Source organism: Actibacterium sp. EMB200-NS6, assembly GCF_001305615.1.
GTDB lineage: Bacteria > Pseudomonadota > Alphaproteobacteria > Rhodobacterales > Rhodobacteraceae > Actibacterium_A > Actibacterium_A naphthalenivorans.
Genome location: NZ_CP010869.1, coordinates 3156605 through 3170078, shown reverse-complemented (window position 1 = coordinate 3170078; position 13474 = coordinate 3156605). Strand labels below are relative to the sequence as shown.

Genomic DNA, 13474 nt, shown 5'->3' with positions numbered 1-13474 from the left:
CGGGGCCTCAGCCGGCGTTCTGGCGCTCCACCCAGGCGCGCAGCTCTTCTGCCTCGTGCCGGGCCTCGCGCAGCCCGTCCATCGCGGCGCGCAGCTCAGCCTCGGTCTGGCTGAGCTGGCTGGTCAGTTCCGCCTCGCGCTGCTGCAGATAGGCGATGGCCTGATCGCGGGTTTCCTCGGCCTCGTGCAGCTCATGCGCCATCTTGTCCAGCTCGCCCATCTCCGACTGGGTAACGCGGCTGACGCGGTGAACCAGCCATGCGGCGAACCAGCCCAGAAGGAAGGCCACGAACAGGATGACCGCCGTCACCAGTATGAATTCAGTCCTGTTCATCGGCAGTCTCCGTTTCTGGTGCACCCGCCTCTTCGGGCGTGTCCGCGTCCGTTTCCGGCGCTTGTGAACCATCCGGCGCCTCCGCGCCATCGGTTTGCGCGGCCTCTTCCGGTGCGGCGTCGGTTTTCGGCGTTATCAGCCTGAATTCGATCCGCCGGTTGGCCTCGCGCCCGTCTTCGGTGTCATTCTCGGCGATCGGCACGGATTCGCCATAGCCCCGGGCCGTCAGGTCCGTGGTCAGGATGCGCCGGGCGATCAGCGCGGTCAGCACCGCTTCGGCGCGCTGCTGGCTGAGCTGTTCGTTCATCACCTCGCGCCCCTGGCTGTCGGTGTGGCCGCCGATCTCCATCCTCACGCCGGGGCAGTCGCGCAGCGCCGAGGCGATGCGGTCCACCACCTTCAGCGCGTCGCCCTCCAGCGTGACCGATCCGGGCGCGAAGGTGATCTTCTGCTCGGCGAGGATGGCGTTGATGCCATCCACGCATTCCTGCGGCGTGGGCATCGAGGCGACCGGATCGAGCCGTTCCTCATACGCCACCTCGATGCTGAAATTCTGCGCCTCGCCCAGCTTCTCGCCGAACAGCCGGGCGATGCGCGCCCTGGCCTCGGGGTCGCCGGTGGCGCCGCGCAGGGCGACGAATTCGGGCTGCACGATCACCACCCCGTTGCTCAGCTCGGCCAACCCCTCCAGCCCGGTCAGAACCCGGCGCGGCCAGCCGTCGGGCAGCGTCTCGTCCAGGTTCATCGCGGAATAGACATTGCCCAGCCCGAAGCGTGACCGGGCATAGCTTTCGGCGGCGGTGCGCATCACCTCGTCGGTGACGCGGCCGCGCAGCTGGGTTTGCCCCTCCGGGCTGAGCGTGGCCACGAACTCCGGCGGCCCCTTGGGGTCGCCCGACCCGTCCAGCTTGACCGGCTCGGGCAGCACCGCGTGCAACGAGAAGACCTCGGGCAGGTCTGCCTCCAACTCTGCGGTTACCGTGTCGAACAGGCTGCGCGGGGCGTCGTCCAGCGCCACGAGGGTTACGTCGGCATCCGAAAAGGTCAGCGCGCCGCCGCCCAGACGCGCCAGCGCCGCGATGCCGGTTTCCACTGCCGCCGCCCAATTCGGCGACGGCACGCCCAGACCCAGGGTGCAGCCGCCGGCGTCGTCCGGCAGACCGGCGGCCCGGGCCGCGGCCAGAATGCGCTCGCGCCCCTCGGCCGTGTGGGCCGAGCAGGCGTCGAACCGCGCGCCATCGGGGCCGATCACGAAGCGCAGGGTGAAGGGGGCGATCACCGGGCGCGGCGACGAAATGTCAATGTGCGCGGCGATGCCGTCGGGGGCCTCGCGCGCCAGCGCCGCCTCCAGCTTGCGCTTCTGGGCGGGGCTGTCCGAGATGGCGGTGACGGCGACCTGATCCGCGGAAATCGAGATCTTGGAGCGGGGCAGCAGCCGCATCGCCTCCAGCCCGAACTCCAGCGCGGCATCCCAGCCTTCGGGCCGCTCAAACTCGGCCACGTCGAGCATATCGGTGATCCGGGCGCCGTCAGCGGCCTTCTTCACCGATTTGATGATCGTCTCGCGCTGATCGCCGCCGGGGATCAGCCCGATCATCGACAACCCGTCATTGTTGCGCAAAAGCTCCAGCGAAAAGCGCGGTGGCGCGACCGGGCTGGCGGGGGTGACATTCATCTGGTCTATCACCCGCGCGGCATCGACCACGGTACCGGTGATCGTGAGCGCGCGAAAGCGGATCGCCTCGGTCGGCGCGGTGCCGTAGAGCCGCACCTGAAGACCGTCAGTCTCGACCCCGGCCCATGTGATTCCCTCGGCGGCCAGCGCATGGCGGATCTCGGTGGCGGAGCGGCGTTCGATCAGGTTGGCGGCATAGACGGCGCTCAGCCCGGCCAGAAGGGCGGCAAGCAGAATCGCCGACAGGGCAATCATGTTGGAGGCTTTGCGCATGGATCCGTGGTTACTCCGCGTCTTGTTTTTCTTGTGGGACGTCTTCTAGTTGCCCGGGCGTCACTGTGCAATCACAGCACGATGGCGGCGGCAAGAAACAGCGCAGGGATCAGCCCCGTGTTGCGGTTGATACGGAACAGCATCAGGCAGGTGTCGCTGTCCTCGGTGTCCAGCACCGCCAGTTGCCAGGCCATGTGCCAGCCGAAGGCCGCCACCCCGGCAAGGCCCAGTACAAGGTTCAGCATCCCGGTGCCGATCAGCGCCATGACCACGGCCGCCGCCATCAGCATCACGCTGACCATCAGGAACAGCCGCAGCCAGCCATGGGTATCGTCGCCGAACAGGCGGGCGGTGGATTTCACGCCGATCATCGCGTCATCCTCCTTGTCCTGATGGGCATAGATCGTGTCGTAGAAGATCGTCCAGGCGATGCCGGACAGGTAGAGAAACACCGCCGGCAGGGCCAGCGCGCCGGTATGCGCCGTCCAGGCCAGCAGTGCGCCCCAGTTGAAGGCCAGCCCCAGAAACACCTGCGGCCACCATGTGAAACGCTTGGCGAAAGGGTAGATCGCGACCAGCACCAGCGACGCGACGCCAAGCGCGATGGCGGCCCGGTTGAACGTCAGCAGAATGGCGAAGGCCAACAGCGCCTGCGCGCCCATCCAGATCGCGGCCTGCCTTGCCGTCACCTGCCCCGACGGGATCGGGCGCGACCGGGTGCGCGCCACCTGCGCATCGAACTCGCGGTCGGTGATGTCGTTCCATGTGCAGCCCGCCCCGCGCATCAGCCAGGCGCCGAGCGCGCTGCCCGCGATGATCCACAGATCGAACCAGCGCCAGCCGGTGCTGGCCGCGGCCAGCAGCACGCCCCACCAGCAGGGCAGCAGCAACAGCCACGTGCCGATCGGCCGGTCGGCCCGAGACAGGCGCAGATAGGGGCGGGCCTTTTCGGGGGCCAGATGATCAACCCAGTTGCCCCGCACCGCATCCGCGACCTGGCCCGCGGCCTCTGGCATTTCCCTCGTTCCGGTCATATCGTCCGCCCCCATGAACACGCGCGCACCCGCCAAGATACGGCTGTATGTAGAGCACCCGCTCGGGGCGGGGCAATCCATTCCTCTGACCCGCGATCAGGCGCATTACCTTTTCGGCGTGATGCGGCTGGGCGAAGGCGCCGCTGTGCTGGTGTTCGACGGGCGCAACGGCGAATGGCTGGCCGAGGTCTCCGAGGCCGGCAAGCGCGGCGGAACGCTTGTGTGCCGCGAGCAGACGCGCCCGCAGCAAAACCCGCCCGACCTGTGGCTTTTGTTCGCGCCGATCAAGAAGGCGCGCACCGACTTCATCGTCGAAAAGGCCGCCGAGATGGGGGCGGCGCGGATCTGTCCGGTACAGACCGATTTCACCAATGCCGAACGTATCCGGCGCGACAGGCTCCAGGCCCATGCGGTGGAGGCGGCGGAACAATGCGGCGGCACCTTCGTCCCCGAGGTGGCCGAACTGGCGCGGCTGGACCGGGTGCTGGCCGACTGGCCCGCAGACCGCCGCCTGATGTTCTGCGACGAGGCGCTGTCGGGCCGCGCATCACGCCTCGGGGCATTCTTCGCCGACCAAGGCGCGCGGGCGGCCCCCTGGGCCATCCTGATCGGCCCCGAAGGCGGCTTTTCCGAAGCCGAGCGCGCCCGTCTGGCGGCAATGCCCCAGGCCGTCGCTGTCAGCCTGGGCCCCCGCATCCTGCGCGCCGATACGGCGGCGGTGGCGGCGCTGACCCTGTGGCAAAGCACCTTGGGGGATTGGGGATGACCCTGCGCCGGGCGACACCGGGCGATGCCGCCGCGATCGACCGGTTTCTGCTGGGCCGGGCCGAATCGTCGATGTTTCCGCTGACCAACCTGCGCGAACACGGGATCGACGGCCCCGCGCCCCGGTCGATGCGGTTCTGGCTGAACGAGGGGCCCGCCGGCCCGCGCCGGGTGCTCGGCCTGACGCGCGAAGGCATGGCGATGCCGCAGATGCCGGGCGCGGCGGTCGCCGATTGGCGGGCCGTCGCGGCGGCGCTGGCCGGGCGCCGTCTGATCGGTGTGCTGGGCGAGGCCGGGCAGGTACGCGCCTGCCTCGCCGCGACAGGGCTGACCGGGGCGCCCACACTTCTCGATCACGATGAGCCGGCCTTCACCCTCGATCTCGGCGATCTGCATATTCCCGCCCGCCCCGACGCGCGGCTCGATCCCGCGGGGCAGGCCGACCGGGCGCTGCTGGTCGGCTGGCGCCGTGCCTATCATACCGAGGTTCTGGGCACCCCCGCGGCAGACGCAGAGGCCCGCGCGGAGCAGGACATCGCCAGCTTTCTGGGGCGCGGCACGCACCGCATCCTGCGCATCGGCGCACAGCCCGTGGCAATGACTGGCTTCAACGCCACCCTGCCCGATACGGTGCAGATCGGCGCCGTCTTCACCCCGCCAGAGCTGCGCGGGCGCGGCTATGCGCGCCTGGCGGTGGCCTTGCATCTGCAGGAGGCGCGCCGCGCCGGTGTCACCCGCGCCGTGTTGTTCGCGGCCAGTGACGCGGCGGCCAAAGCCTATCGCGCCATCGGCTTCGCCCGCTGGGGCAGCTTCGCGCTCGTCCTGTTCGACGGCGCGCAGCAGGTGGCCCCGTGCCCGGCCTGATCCGCCCCGAACTGCGTGCCGCGCTGGCCCGCTGGCGCGAGGTGCTGATCGGGCTCGGGGTCGTGCTGGCGGGGCTCTGGCTCTTCGGCCTCGGCGGGCTGTTCTTTCAGGCCGCCGGGGCGCTTTCTTGCGCGCTGGGCCTGGCGCTCGGCCTTGTGGCGCTGCGGCGCCTGCGCTTTCGCCGCGACGGGTCTGCCCCCGGCGCTGTCGAGGTGACAGAGGGGCAGATCACCTATCTGGCGGCGCGGGGCGGCGGGTTTGCCGCGCGCAGCGAGATCACGGCGGTCGCGCTCGGCTTCGCGCCCGGTGGACAGGCACAGTGGCGGATCAGCCAGACCGGCGCGCCGCCGCTCGCCATCCCCGTGGCGGCGCTGGGGGCAGAGGCGCTGTTCGACGCGTTCGTTGCCCTGCCGGGGGCGCAGCCCTCGCGGTTTCTGGCCGCGCTGGACCGCAACCCGGCGGATGGTCCCGTGATTGTGTGGCAGCGGAACGCAGCCCCGGCCTTGACTTGACCGGCGCAACGCCGCACCTCTTGGCCCCACGCGGATGAACAGATCGGAGCGCCTTACATGTCAATTCCCCAGTCCGGCGGCGGACCGATCGAAAGCTTCGACCAGCTTGCCGAATACCTTGACGATGGCTGCAAGCCGAAGACGGATTGGCGCATCGGCACCGAGCATGAGAAGTTCGGATATTGCAAGGATACGCTGAACCCGATTCCCTATGCCGGGCCGCGATCGGTGCTGGCGGTGCTCGAGGGGCTGCGCGACCGGCACGGCTGGAAGCCGATCCACGAGGGCGACTATCTGATCGGGCTGGAAAAGGACGGCGCCAACGTCAGCCTCGAACCGGGCGGCCAGCTCGAACTGTCGGGCGCCCCGCTCGAGAGCATCCATGAAACCTGCGACGAGGTGAATACCCACCTGCGCGAGGTGAAGGGGATCGCCGACGAGGTCGGCGTGGGTTTCATCGGGCTGGGCGCGGCGCCGATCTGGACCCATGAGCAGATGCCGGTCATGCCCAAGGGCCGCTACAAGCTGATGACCGAATATATGGACAAGGTCGGGACCATGGGCAAAACCATGATGTACCGGACCTGCACGGTTCAGGTGAACCTGGATTTCGGGTCAGAGGCCGACATGGTGCAGAAGTTCCGCGTGGCGCTGGCGCTGCAGCCGGTGGCGACCGCGCTCTTCGCCAATTCGCCGTTCCTCGAGGGCAAGCCCAACGGCCACAAAAGCTGGCGCAGCCGGGTCTGGCGCGATCTGGACGCCGACCGCACCGGGATGCTGCCCTTCGTCTTCGAAGACGGGTTCGGGTTCGAGCGCTATGTGGACTACGCCCTGGATGTCCCGATGTATTTCGTCTATCGCGACGGCAAATACATCAACGCGCTGGGCCAGTCGTTCCGGGATTTCATGAAGGGCAGGCTGCCCGCGCTGCCGGGCGAAACGCCGACGCTTTCGGATTGGGCCGATCACCTGACCACGATCTTCCCCGAGGCGCGGATCAAGAAATTCATGGAAATGCGCGGTGCCGATGGCGGGCCCTGGCGGCGGCTCTGCGCGCTGCCCGCCTTCTGGGTCGGGCTGATGTACGATCAGGGCGCGCTGGATGCGGCCTGGGATCTGGTAAAGGGCTGGGACGCGGAAACGCGCGAGGCGCTGCGGGTCGCGGCGTCGAAGGATGCGCTGCAGGCGCAGGTGGGCGACATCAACATGCTCGAGCTGTCGCGCCAGGTTCTGGCAATTTCACGCGAAGGGCTGAAGGCGCGGGCCAGGCCCGGCGCCGGCGGCATGATCCCCGACGAGCGTCATTTCCTGCACGCGCTGGAGGACAGTGTGGAGGATGGCCGCGTACCCGCCGACGAGCTTCTGGAGCATTACCACGGCGACTGGGCCGGCGATCTGAGCCGGATCTACGCCGAATACAGCTACTGAGCGGCGCGCCTTCGGCGCAAGAGACATGCACTTCGTGCGATGCCTCCGGCGGGAGTATTTTTGCCAAGAAGAAAGCTCCGGCCTTCTTTTCCGCCGGAAATATCCCCGCCGGAGGCAGCGCGCCGCAGGCGCGAACCGGACTCAGCCCTTGCCGATCTTCGGTTCGGTGCCCGCCTTCAGGCGTTCGATATTCGGCCAGTGGCGGGCATAGATCAGTACGGTCAGCACGATGCCCAGCATCACCATCTGCCCGTGACCGAGGAAGATCATGTAAAGCGGTGACAGCGCGGCGGCCATCAGCGCCGAGAGCGAGGAATAGCGCGTTGCCAGCGCCACGATCAGCCAGGTGGCGCAGGCGGCCAGCCCGACGGGCCAGGCCAGCGCCAGCAGGGTGCCCAGAAACGTGGCCACGCCCTTGCCGCCCCGAAAGCCGAGGTAGACCGGGAAGATGTGGCCGGTGAAGGCGGCCAGCCCGGCGAGCTGTGCGGCATCCTCGCCCACCGCGGCGCGGGCGATCAGCACGGCAAAGGCGCCCTTGCCCGCGTCCAGCACCAGCGTCAGGAAGGCCGCCGGCTTGTTGCCGGTGCGCAGCACGTTGGTGGCGCCGATATTGCCCGAGCCGATCCGGCGCAGATCGCCCAGCCCGAAGATCCGGGCGATGACGATGCCGAAGGGCACCGCCCCGGCGAGATAGGCGAGCAGCGCCACGAGGGCCAGTATCGGGGGTGGGGTGACGAGATCGGGCATGGGTCAGAGCTCTCCGAAGACCTGAGTGCCGGCGACGAAGGTGGCCAGCACCCGGCCCTGCATCCGCGCGCCGTCAAACGGCGTGTTCTTGGATTTGGAGCGCAGTTTGAACCGGTCGAGCACGAAGGGTGCGTCGGGGTCGAACAGCACCAGGTCGGCGGGGGCGCCCACGGCCAGCCGCCCGGTGTCGAGCCCCAGCCGCCGGGCCGGGTTCAGCGACAGGGCGCGCCAGAGCGCGGGCAGGGCGATCGCGCCGGAATGGACGAGGCGCAGCGCGGCGGGCAGCAGGGTTTCCAGCGCCACGGCGCCCGACGCGGCCTCTTCATAGGGCAGGCGCTTGGATTCCTCGTCCTGCGGGGTGTGCATCGACGAGATCACGTCGATCAGGCCGCTGGCCACGGCCTGCACCATCGCCACCCGGTCGTCTTCGCTGCGCAGGGGGGGCTTGACCTTGAAGAAGGTGCGGTAGTCGCCCACGTCGAGCTCGTTCAGCGCCAGATGGTGGATCGAGACGCCGGCGGTGACGTTCAGCCCGTTTTTCTTGGCCCGTTCCAGCGCGGGCAGGGCGCGGGCGGTGCTGATCTGGTCGGCGTGGTATTTCACCCCGGTCATTTCGACCAGCGCCATGTCCCGGTCCAGTGCCATGCGTTCGGCCATGGGCGAAACGGCGGGCAGGCCGCGCAGCGAGGCGAATTTGCCCGAGGTGACGGCGGCGCCCTTCGACAGGCCGGGCTCTTGCGGGTGGGCGATGACCAGCGCGTCCAGCGATCGCGCGTAGGTCATGGCGCGGCTGAGCACCTTGGTGTTTTCGGTCACCCTGTCGCCATCGGTGAAGGCCACGGCGCCGGCATCGAGCAGGAAGCCGATCTCGACCATCTCGCGGCCTTCGCGGGCCTTGGTGAGGGTGGCCATGGGCTTGATGCGCACGGGGGAGGCTTCGCGGGCGCGGCGGGTGACGAACTCCAGCACTTCGGGCGTGTCGATGGCGGGCAGGGTGTCGGGGCGGGTGACCATGGTGGTGACGCCCCCGGCGGCGGCGGCCAGGCCGGCGGATTTGAACGATTCCTTGTGCCGCTCGCCGGGTTCGCAAACCTTGACGCCGATATCGACAATGCCGGGGGCAAGGCATTTGCCGCGGCAGTCGATCACGGTGGCGGAGGCCTTTTGTTTCGCGCCTTCCGGGGGGCCGGGGGATATTTCGGCAATCTTTCCGCCCGAGATCCGAACGGTGCCGGGCGTCTCGGTTCCGGCCTCGGGGTCGATCAGCCGGGCGTTGGTGAGCAGGATGTCGGTCATGCCCAGACCCCCTCGGCCTTTTGCGCCCGCAGGTTGCGGGCCAGCAGATCCATCGCGGCCATGCGCACCGCCACGCCCATTTCCACCTGTTCCTGAATCACCGAACGGTTGATGTCGTCGGCGATCTCTCCGTCGATCTCGACGCCGCGGTTCATCGGGCCGGGGTGCATGACGATGGCGTCTTCCTTGGCATAGGCGAGTTTTTCGGCGTCGAGCCCGAAACGGTGGTAATATTCGCGTTCCGAGGGGATGAAGCCGCCATCCATCCGCTCGCGCTGCAGCCGCAGCATCATGACCACGTCCACGTCCTGAAGCCCCTGTTTCATGTCGTCGTATACTTCGACCCCGAATTCGGCGATGCCGGCGGGCATCAGGGTGGGCGGGCCGATCAGCCGGATGCGGTTTTCAAGCTTGCCCAGCAGCAGGATGTTGCTGCGCGCCACGCGGGAATGGGCGATGTCGCCGCAGATGGCGATGTTGAGCCGGTGCAGCCGGCCCTTGGCGCGGCGGATGGTCAGCGCATCGAGCAGCGCCTGGGTGGGGTGTTCGTGCCGCCCGTCGCCGGCGTTCAGCACGGCGCAGTTGACCTTTTGCGCCAGCAGATCCACCGCGCCCGAATGCGGGTGGCGCACCACCAGAAGATCGGGGTGCATGGCGTTCAGCGTCAGCGCCGTGTCGATCAGGGTTTCGCCCTTCTTGATGCTGGAGGCCTGCATCGACATGTTCATCACATCCGCGCCCAGCCGTTTTCCGGCCAGTTCGAAGCTGGCCTGGGTGCGGGTGGAGTTTTCGAAGAACATGTTGATCTGGGTGAGGCCAGACAGCACATCGGAATGTTTCAGCGCGCCGCGGTTGAGATCGACATACTGTTCGGACAGGTCGAGGATGGTGCGAATCTCGTCCGGGGCGAGGGGTTCGATGCCCAGCAGGTGTTTCGCGCGGAATGTCATGGGGCCTCCGTCCTGATCGGTTTGCTTATAGGAAGCGGCGGGTGCGGCGGCAAGGGATTGCCGGTGCTCGGGCATGCGGCGCGTGCCGCGCCATTGCTTTGGGGCCGCCTGCGGCGGCCCGTCTGCCTCCGGCGGGGATATTTGGCCGAAGAAGAACGGGGTATTCTTTACCTTTGGCTGTGGCGGTCCTAGCGTGCGGCCATGGATTCTGCACTGGATTATCATACCGCGAAGGCGCTGCTGGCCTGGCAGGTCGAGCTTGGCGCGACCGAGGCGATCGGCGAGGTGGCGGTGAACCGCTACGAGGCGGCGGCGGAGCCGGTGCCCGCAGCGGTGCCGCCGGTGGTGGCGCCTGTGGCCGCGGCGGAGGTGGATCCGGTGGCGGTGGCGAAAGCGGCGGCGGCTGCGGCGGGCGATCTGGAGGGGTTGCGCGCGGCGCTGGAGGCGTTCGAGTTTTGCGAGTTGAAGAAGGGCGCGCGCAATCTGGTGTTTGCCGATGGCCGCCCCGGCGCGGGGGTGATGGTGATCGGCGAGGCGCCGGGGCGCGAGGAGGATCAGCAGGGCAGGCCCTTTGTCGGCCGGGCCGGGCAATTGCTGGACCGGATGTTCGCCGCGATCGGTATGGGGCGCGATGCGCCGGATCCGGGGGCGGCACTTTATATCACCAATATTCTGCCCTGGCGGCCGCCGCAGAACCGTGATCCGAAGCCCGAGGAGGTGGCGATGATGCTGCCTTTCGTCGAGCGGCATGTGGAACTGGCGGATCCCGATCTGCTGGTGCTGATGGGCAATCATTCCTGTCAGGCGCTATTGGGCCGCAAGGGGATCACCCGGTTGCGCGGCCACTGGATGCAGGCGCTGGGCCGCCCGGCCCTGCCGATGTTCCACCCGGCCTATCTGCTGCGCAACCCCCATGCCAAGCGTGAGGCCTGGCACGACCTGCTGATGCTGCAGGCGAAACTGAGAGGCGCGTGATGTCATCCATCGACGAGAACAAGGCGTTCGTGCCGGTCCGCATCGCGGTGCTGACCGTATCCGACAGCCGCAGCCTGGCGGAGGACCGGTCGGGCCAGGTGCTGGTGGAGCGGATCGAGGCGGCGGGGCATGTGGTGGCCGCGCGCACGATCCTGCGCGATGAGCGGGCGGAGATCGCGGCGCAGCTGCGCGATTGGTGCGCGGCGCCGGAGATCGATGTGGTGATTTCGACCGGCGGCACCGGGCTGACCGGGCGCGATGTGACGGTCGAGGCGCATCGGGATGTCTATGAGAAAGAGATCGATGCGTTCGGAACGGTGTTCACGATCGTGTCGATGCAGAAGATCGGCACCTCGGCGGTACAGTCGCGGGCCACGGGTGGGGTGGCGCAGGGCACCTATCTGTTCGCGCTGCCCGGCAGCCCCGGTGCCTGCAAGGATGCCTGGGATGAGATCCTTTCGCTGCAGCTCGACTACCGTCATCGGCCCTGCAATTTCGTGGAAATCCTTCCCAGACTGGAAGAACACAGGCGGCGGAAATGAATGATCTGACAGAATTCGAAACGCTGGGCGCCGTTCCGGCCGTGCCCAGCTATGTGGCGGCGATCGTGATTGCCGAGGATGCGGCGGGCCGGGTGCTGATGCAGCTGCGCGACGACATTTCCGGTATCGCCGCGCCGGGGAAGTGGTGCCTGTTCGGCGGGGCCATCGAAGCGGGCGAGAGCCTGGTGCAATCGGCGCAGCGCGAGTTTGCCGAAGAGACCGGCGTGGATCTGGCGCCGGAGGAGTTGCGCCCCTTCGTGCGCATCGAATCCTCGGCCACCGAGGGCGGTGTGCTTTATGTTTACCGGTCCTTGCGGGTGCTGCGGCCCGAAGAGGTGGTGCTGGGCGAAGGGGCCGGGTTCGCCTTTCTGACCCTGGCGCAGGTGCGGGCGTTCGACACCGTGCCCGCGATCCGGGCCGTGCTGGAGCGGTTCGGGGCCGGACGCTGAACTTTGCGGCAGAACCGCGGCCGGTGCGCGCGGAAAAATCACCTTGGGTGCGACGGAATGCGGGGTGCTGTGCGTAACACAGATGTGGTTTGCGCCGGGCATGGCGCGCGCTATCATCACGGCGGCGTGAGTTTCCCGTGCGCCGAACCCGGTAAGGACCCGATTGATGCGTTTTCTGCGCCGAAGCCTTGTGGGGCTTTTTCTTCTGGCGGCGACCCTGGGCCTGCTGACCTTCGCGGGCCAGTCTGTCTATTCCGCGCTGGTCACCCGCTGGGCGGAGCAGGAGCCCGCGCGCCCCGCCCGCGAACGAGTGTTCGCGGTGAATGTGGTGCCCGTGCGCGCGCAGGATGTTGCCCCGGTGCTGACCGCATTCGGCCAGGTACGCAGCCGCCGGACGCTGGATCTGCGGGCCAAGGCGGCGGGCACGGTGGTGGTGCTTTCGGACGGGTTCGAAGAGGGCGGGCGCGTTGACGCCGGGCAGCTTTTGTTCCGGGTCGATCCCGCCGATGCGCAGTCGGCCGTCGAAGTGGCGCGCGCCGATCTGAGCGAGGCCGAGGCGGAACTGCGCGACGCCGAGCGTGCGCTGGTTCTGGCGCGGGACGATCTGGCCGCGGCGCAGGAGCAGGCCGCGCTGCGGACCCGCGCGCTGGAACGCCAGCAGAGCCTGCAGGAACGCGGCTTTGCCACCGATGCGCTGGTCGAAGAGGCGGAGCTGGCAGCGGCCTCGGCGCAGCAATCGGTGGTGTCGCGGCGCCAGTTGCTGGCCAGCGCCGAAAGCCGGCTGGATCAGGCCGGAACACAGCTTTCGCGCGAGCGGATCAATCTGGCCGAGGCCGAGCGGCGGCTGGCCGATACCGAGCTTTACGCCGAATATTCCGGTACGCTGAGCGAGGTGTCGATCGTCGAGGGCGGGCTGGTGGCGCATAATGAGCAGGTGGCCCGGCTGATCGATCCCGACGATCTGGAAGTGTCGTTCCGGATCTCGACGCCGCAATACCTGAATCTGCTGGATGAGAGTGGCGCGCTGGTGCCGGCGCCGGTGGCTGTCACTCTGGATGCCTATGGTGCCGATCTGGTGGCGCCCGGGGTCATCACCCGCGAAAGCGCGGCCGTGGCCGAGGGCCAGACCGGGCGGCTGCTGTTCGCGCGGCTGGAGCAGGCCAAGGGGTTTCGCCCCGGCGATTTCGTGACCGTGCGGGTTGAAGAGCCGGTGCTTGGCGATGTGGCGGTGTTGCCGTCGACGGCGCTGGACGCGGCGAATACGGTACTGGTTCTGGCCGGTGACGAACGGCTGGAGCAGGTCGGGGTGACGTTGCTGCGCCGTCAGGGCAACGATGTGATCGTGCGGGCGCCGGGCCTTTACGGGCAGGAGGTGGTGGCCGAACGCTCTCCGCTGCTGGGCGCGGGCATCAAGGTGCGCCCGGTCCGCCCCGAGGCCAGCGCCGACGGCGCTCTGGCGGTGCCGGAGATGGTGGAACTGTCGCCCGAGCGCAGGGCGCAGTTGATCGCCTTTATCGAAGCCAGCCAGTTCATGCCGCCGGAGGCCAAGGAACGGGTGCTGGCGCAGTTGACGCAGGACAGGGTGCCCGCGGTCACGGTCGAGCGGATCGAGAGCCGCATGGGGGGCTAG

At 68.3% G+C, this 13474-nt stretch carries 14 protein-coding genes; 8 read left to right on the top strand and 6 right to left on the bottom strand.

Annotation, left to right across the window (positions count from 1 at the left end):
* Window positions 1-7: 7 nt before the first annotated feature.
* The 3 genes from TQ29_RS15380 to ubiA all read right to left on the bottom strand — a co-directional run bounded on the left by TQ29_RS15380 (window position 8) and on the right by ubiA (window position 3316).
* The gene (locus TQ29_RS15380) at window positions 8-334 is read right to left on the bottom strand and encodes a hypothetical protein (protein WP_037210943.1); all 327 of its coding nucleotides are present in this window, start codon (window positions 332-334) and stop codon (window positions 8-10) included.
* Complete coding sequence (locus TQ29_RS15375; protein ID WP_054539874.1) at window positions 321-2282, bottom strand: OmpA family protein; 1962 nt, start codon at window positions 2280-2282, stop codon at window positions 321-323. Before TQ29_RS15375 ends, TQ29_RS15380 begins: the two co-directional genes overlap by 14 nt.
* Window positions 2283-2353: 71 nt before the next feature.
* Window positions 2354-3316: a 4-hydroxybenzoate octaprenyltransferase gene (gene ubiA / locus TQ29_RS15370; protein ID WP_054540478.1), complete on the bottom strand. Its 963-nt coding sequence runs from the start codon at window positions 3314-3316 to the stop codon at window positions 2354-2356.
* 13 nt (window positions 3317-3329) lie between these two features.
* On the opposite strand from ubiA, the gene TQ29_RS15365 reads away from it, so the two are divergent.
* The 4 genes from TQ29_RS15365 to TQ29_RS15350 are packed head-to-tail and all read left to right on the top strand — an operon-like array spanning window position 3330 to window position 6885.
* Window positions 3330-4082 carry a 16S rRNA (uracil(1498)-N(3))-methyltransferase gene (locus TQ29_RS15365; RefSeq protein ID WP_054539873.1) on the top strand — a complete coding sequence of 251 codons (753 nt, stop codon included), beginning with the start codon at window positions 3330-3332 and terminating at the stop codon, window positions 4080-4082.
* A complete protein-coding gene (locus TQ29_RS15360) occupies window positions 4079-4945 on the top strand; it encodes a GNAT family N-acetyltransferase (RefSeq protein WP_054539872.1) in 867 nt (288 codons plus the stop codon). The genes TQ29_RS15365 and TQ29_RS15360 overlap by 4 nt, the downstream gene beginning before the upstream one ends.
* Window positions 4933-5457 (top strand): hypothetical protein, encoded by a 525-nt coding sequence (locus TQ29_RS15355; protein ID WP_054539871.1) that lies wholly within the window; start codon window positions 4933-4935, stop codon window positions 5455-5457. Before TQ29_RS15360 ends, TQ29_RS15355 begins: the two co-directional genes overlap by 13 nt.
* A 57-nt stretch (window positions 5458-5514) precedes the next feature.
* Window positions 5515-6885, top strand: coding sequence for a glutamate--cysteine ligase (locus TQ29_RS15350; protein WP_054539870.1), 1371 nt, complete (start codon window positions 5515-5517; stop codon window positions 6883-6885).
* A 141-nt stretch (window positions 6886-7026) separates the two neighbouring features.
* Here TQ29_RS15350 and plsY read toward each other — a convergent pair whose 3' ends face one another.
* Genes plsY through TQ29_RS15335 form a run of 3 tightly spaced genes read right to left on the bottom strand, consistent with a single transcriptional unit; the run spans window position 7027 to window position 9878 of the window.
* On the bottom strand, window positions 7027-7632 hold the full coding sequence (gene plsY / locus TQ29_RS15345; RefSeq protein WP_054539869.1) for a glycerol-3-phosphate 1-O-acyltransferase PlsY: 606 nt from the start codon (window positions 7630-7632) through the stop codon (window positions 7027-7029).
* Between the two features lie 3 nt (window positions 7633-7635).
* On the bottom strand, window positions 7636-8928 hold the full coding sequence (pyrC, locus tag TQ29_RS15340) for a dihydroorotase (protein WP_054539868.1): 1293 nt from the start codon (window positions 8926-8928) through the stop codon (window positions 7636-7638).
* Window positions 8925-9878, bottom strand: a complete 954-nt coding sequence (locus TQ29_RS15335; protein WP_054539867.1) for an aspartate carbamoyltransferase catalytic subunit — start codon at window positions 9876-9878, stop codon at window positions 8925-8927. Before TQ29_RS15335 ends, pyrC begins: the two co-directional genes overlap by 4 nt.
* A gap of 201 nt (window positions 9879-10079) precedes the next feature.
* Here TQ29_RS15335 and TQ29_RS15330 point away from each other — a divergent pair, with 201 nt between their 5' ends.
* The 4 genes from TQ29_RS15330 to TQ29_RS15315 all read left to right on the top strand — a co-directional run bounded on the left by TQ29_RS15330 (window position 10080) and on the right by TQ29_RS15315 (window position 13474).
* Window positions 10080-10853: a uracil-DNA glycosylase family protein gene (locus tag TQ29_RS15330; protein WP_054539866.1), complete on the top strand. Its 774-nt coding sequence runs from the start codon at window positions 10080-10082 to the stop codon at window positions 10851-10853.
* Window positions 10853-11395 (top strand): molybdenum cofactor biosynthesis protein B, encoded by a 543-nt coding sequence (gene moaB, locus TQ29_RS15325; protein WP_037211221.1) that lies wholly within the window; start codon window positions 10853-10855, stop codon window positions 11393-11395. The genes TQ29_RS15330 and moaB overlap by 1 nt, the downstream gene beginning before the upstream one ends.
* Entirely contained in the window at window positions 11392-11844 is a 453-nt protein-coding gene (locus TQ29_RS15320) for an NUDIX domain-containing protein (protein WP_054539865.1), read from the top strand. Before moaB ends, TQ29_RS15320 begins: the two co-directional genes overlap by 4 nt.
* Before the next feature lie 166 nt (window positions 11845-12010).
* Window positions 12011-13474: an efflux RND transporter periplasmic adaptor subunit gene (locus tag TQ29_RS15315; RefSeq protein WP_054539864.1), complete on the top strand. Its 1464-nt coding sequence runs from the start codon at window positions 12011-12013 to the stop codon at window positions 13472-13474.

Coding starts and splice junctions, on each gene's coding strand:
- TQ29_RS15380 (WP_037210943.1), bottom strand. CDS start 334: ATGAACAGGACTGAATTCATACTGGTGACGGCGGTCATCCTGTTCGTG.
- TQ29_RS15375 (WP_054539874.1), bottom strand. CDS start 2,282: ATGCGCAAAGCCTCCAACATGATTGCCCTGTCGGCGATTCTGCTTGCC.
- ubiA (WP_054540478.1), bottom strand. CDS start 3,316: ATGACCGGAACGAGGGAAATGCCAGAGGCCGCGGGCCAGGTCGCGGAT.
- TQ29_RS15365 (WP_054539873.1), top strand. CDS start 3,330: ATGAACACGCGCGCACCCGCCAAGATACGGCTGTATGTAGAGCACCCG.
- TQ29_RS15360 (WP_054539872.1), top strand. CDS start 4,079: ATGACCCTGCGCCGGGCGACACCGGGCGATGCCGCCGCGATCGACCGG.
- TQ29_RS15350 (WP_054539870.1), top strand. CDS start 5,515: ATGTCAATTCCCCAGTCCGGCGGCGGACCGATCGAAAGCTTCGACCAG.
- plsY (WP_054539869.1), bottom strand. CDS start 7,632: ATGCCCGATCTCGTCACCCCACCCCCGATACTGGCCCTCGTGGCGCTG.
- pyrC (WP_054539868.1), bottom strand. CDS start 8,928: ATGACCGACATCCTGCTCACCAACGCCCGGCTGATCGACCCCGAGGCC.
- TQ29_RS15335 (WP_054539867.1), bottom strand. CDS start 9,878: ATGACATTCCGCGCGAAACACCTGCTGGGCATCGAACCCCTCGCCCCG.
- TQ29_RS15330 (WP_054539866.1), top strand. CDS start 10,080: ATGGATTCTGCACTGGATTATCATACCGCGAAGGCGCTGCTGGCCTGG.
- moaB (WP_037211221.1), top strand. CDS start 10,853: ATGTCATCCATCGACGAGAACAAGGCGTTCGTGCCGGTCCGCATCGCG.
- TQ29_RS15320 (WP_054539865.1), top strand. CDS start 11,392: ATGAATGATCTGACAGAATTCGAAACGCTGGGCGCCGTTCCGGCCGTG.
- TQ29_RS15315 (WP_054539864.1), top strand. CDS start 12,011: ATGCGTTTTCTGCGCCGAAGCCTTGTGGGGCTTTTTCTTCTGGCGGCG.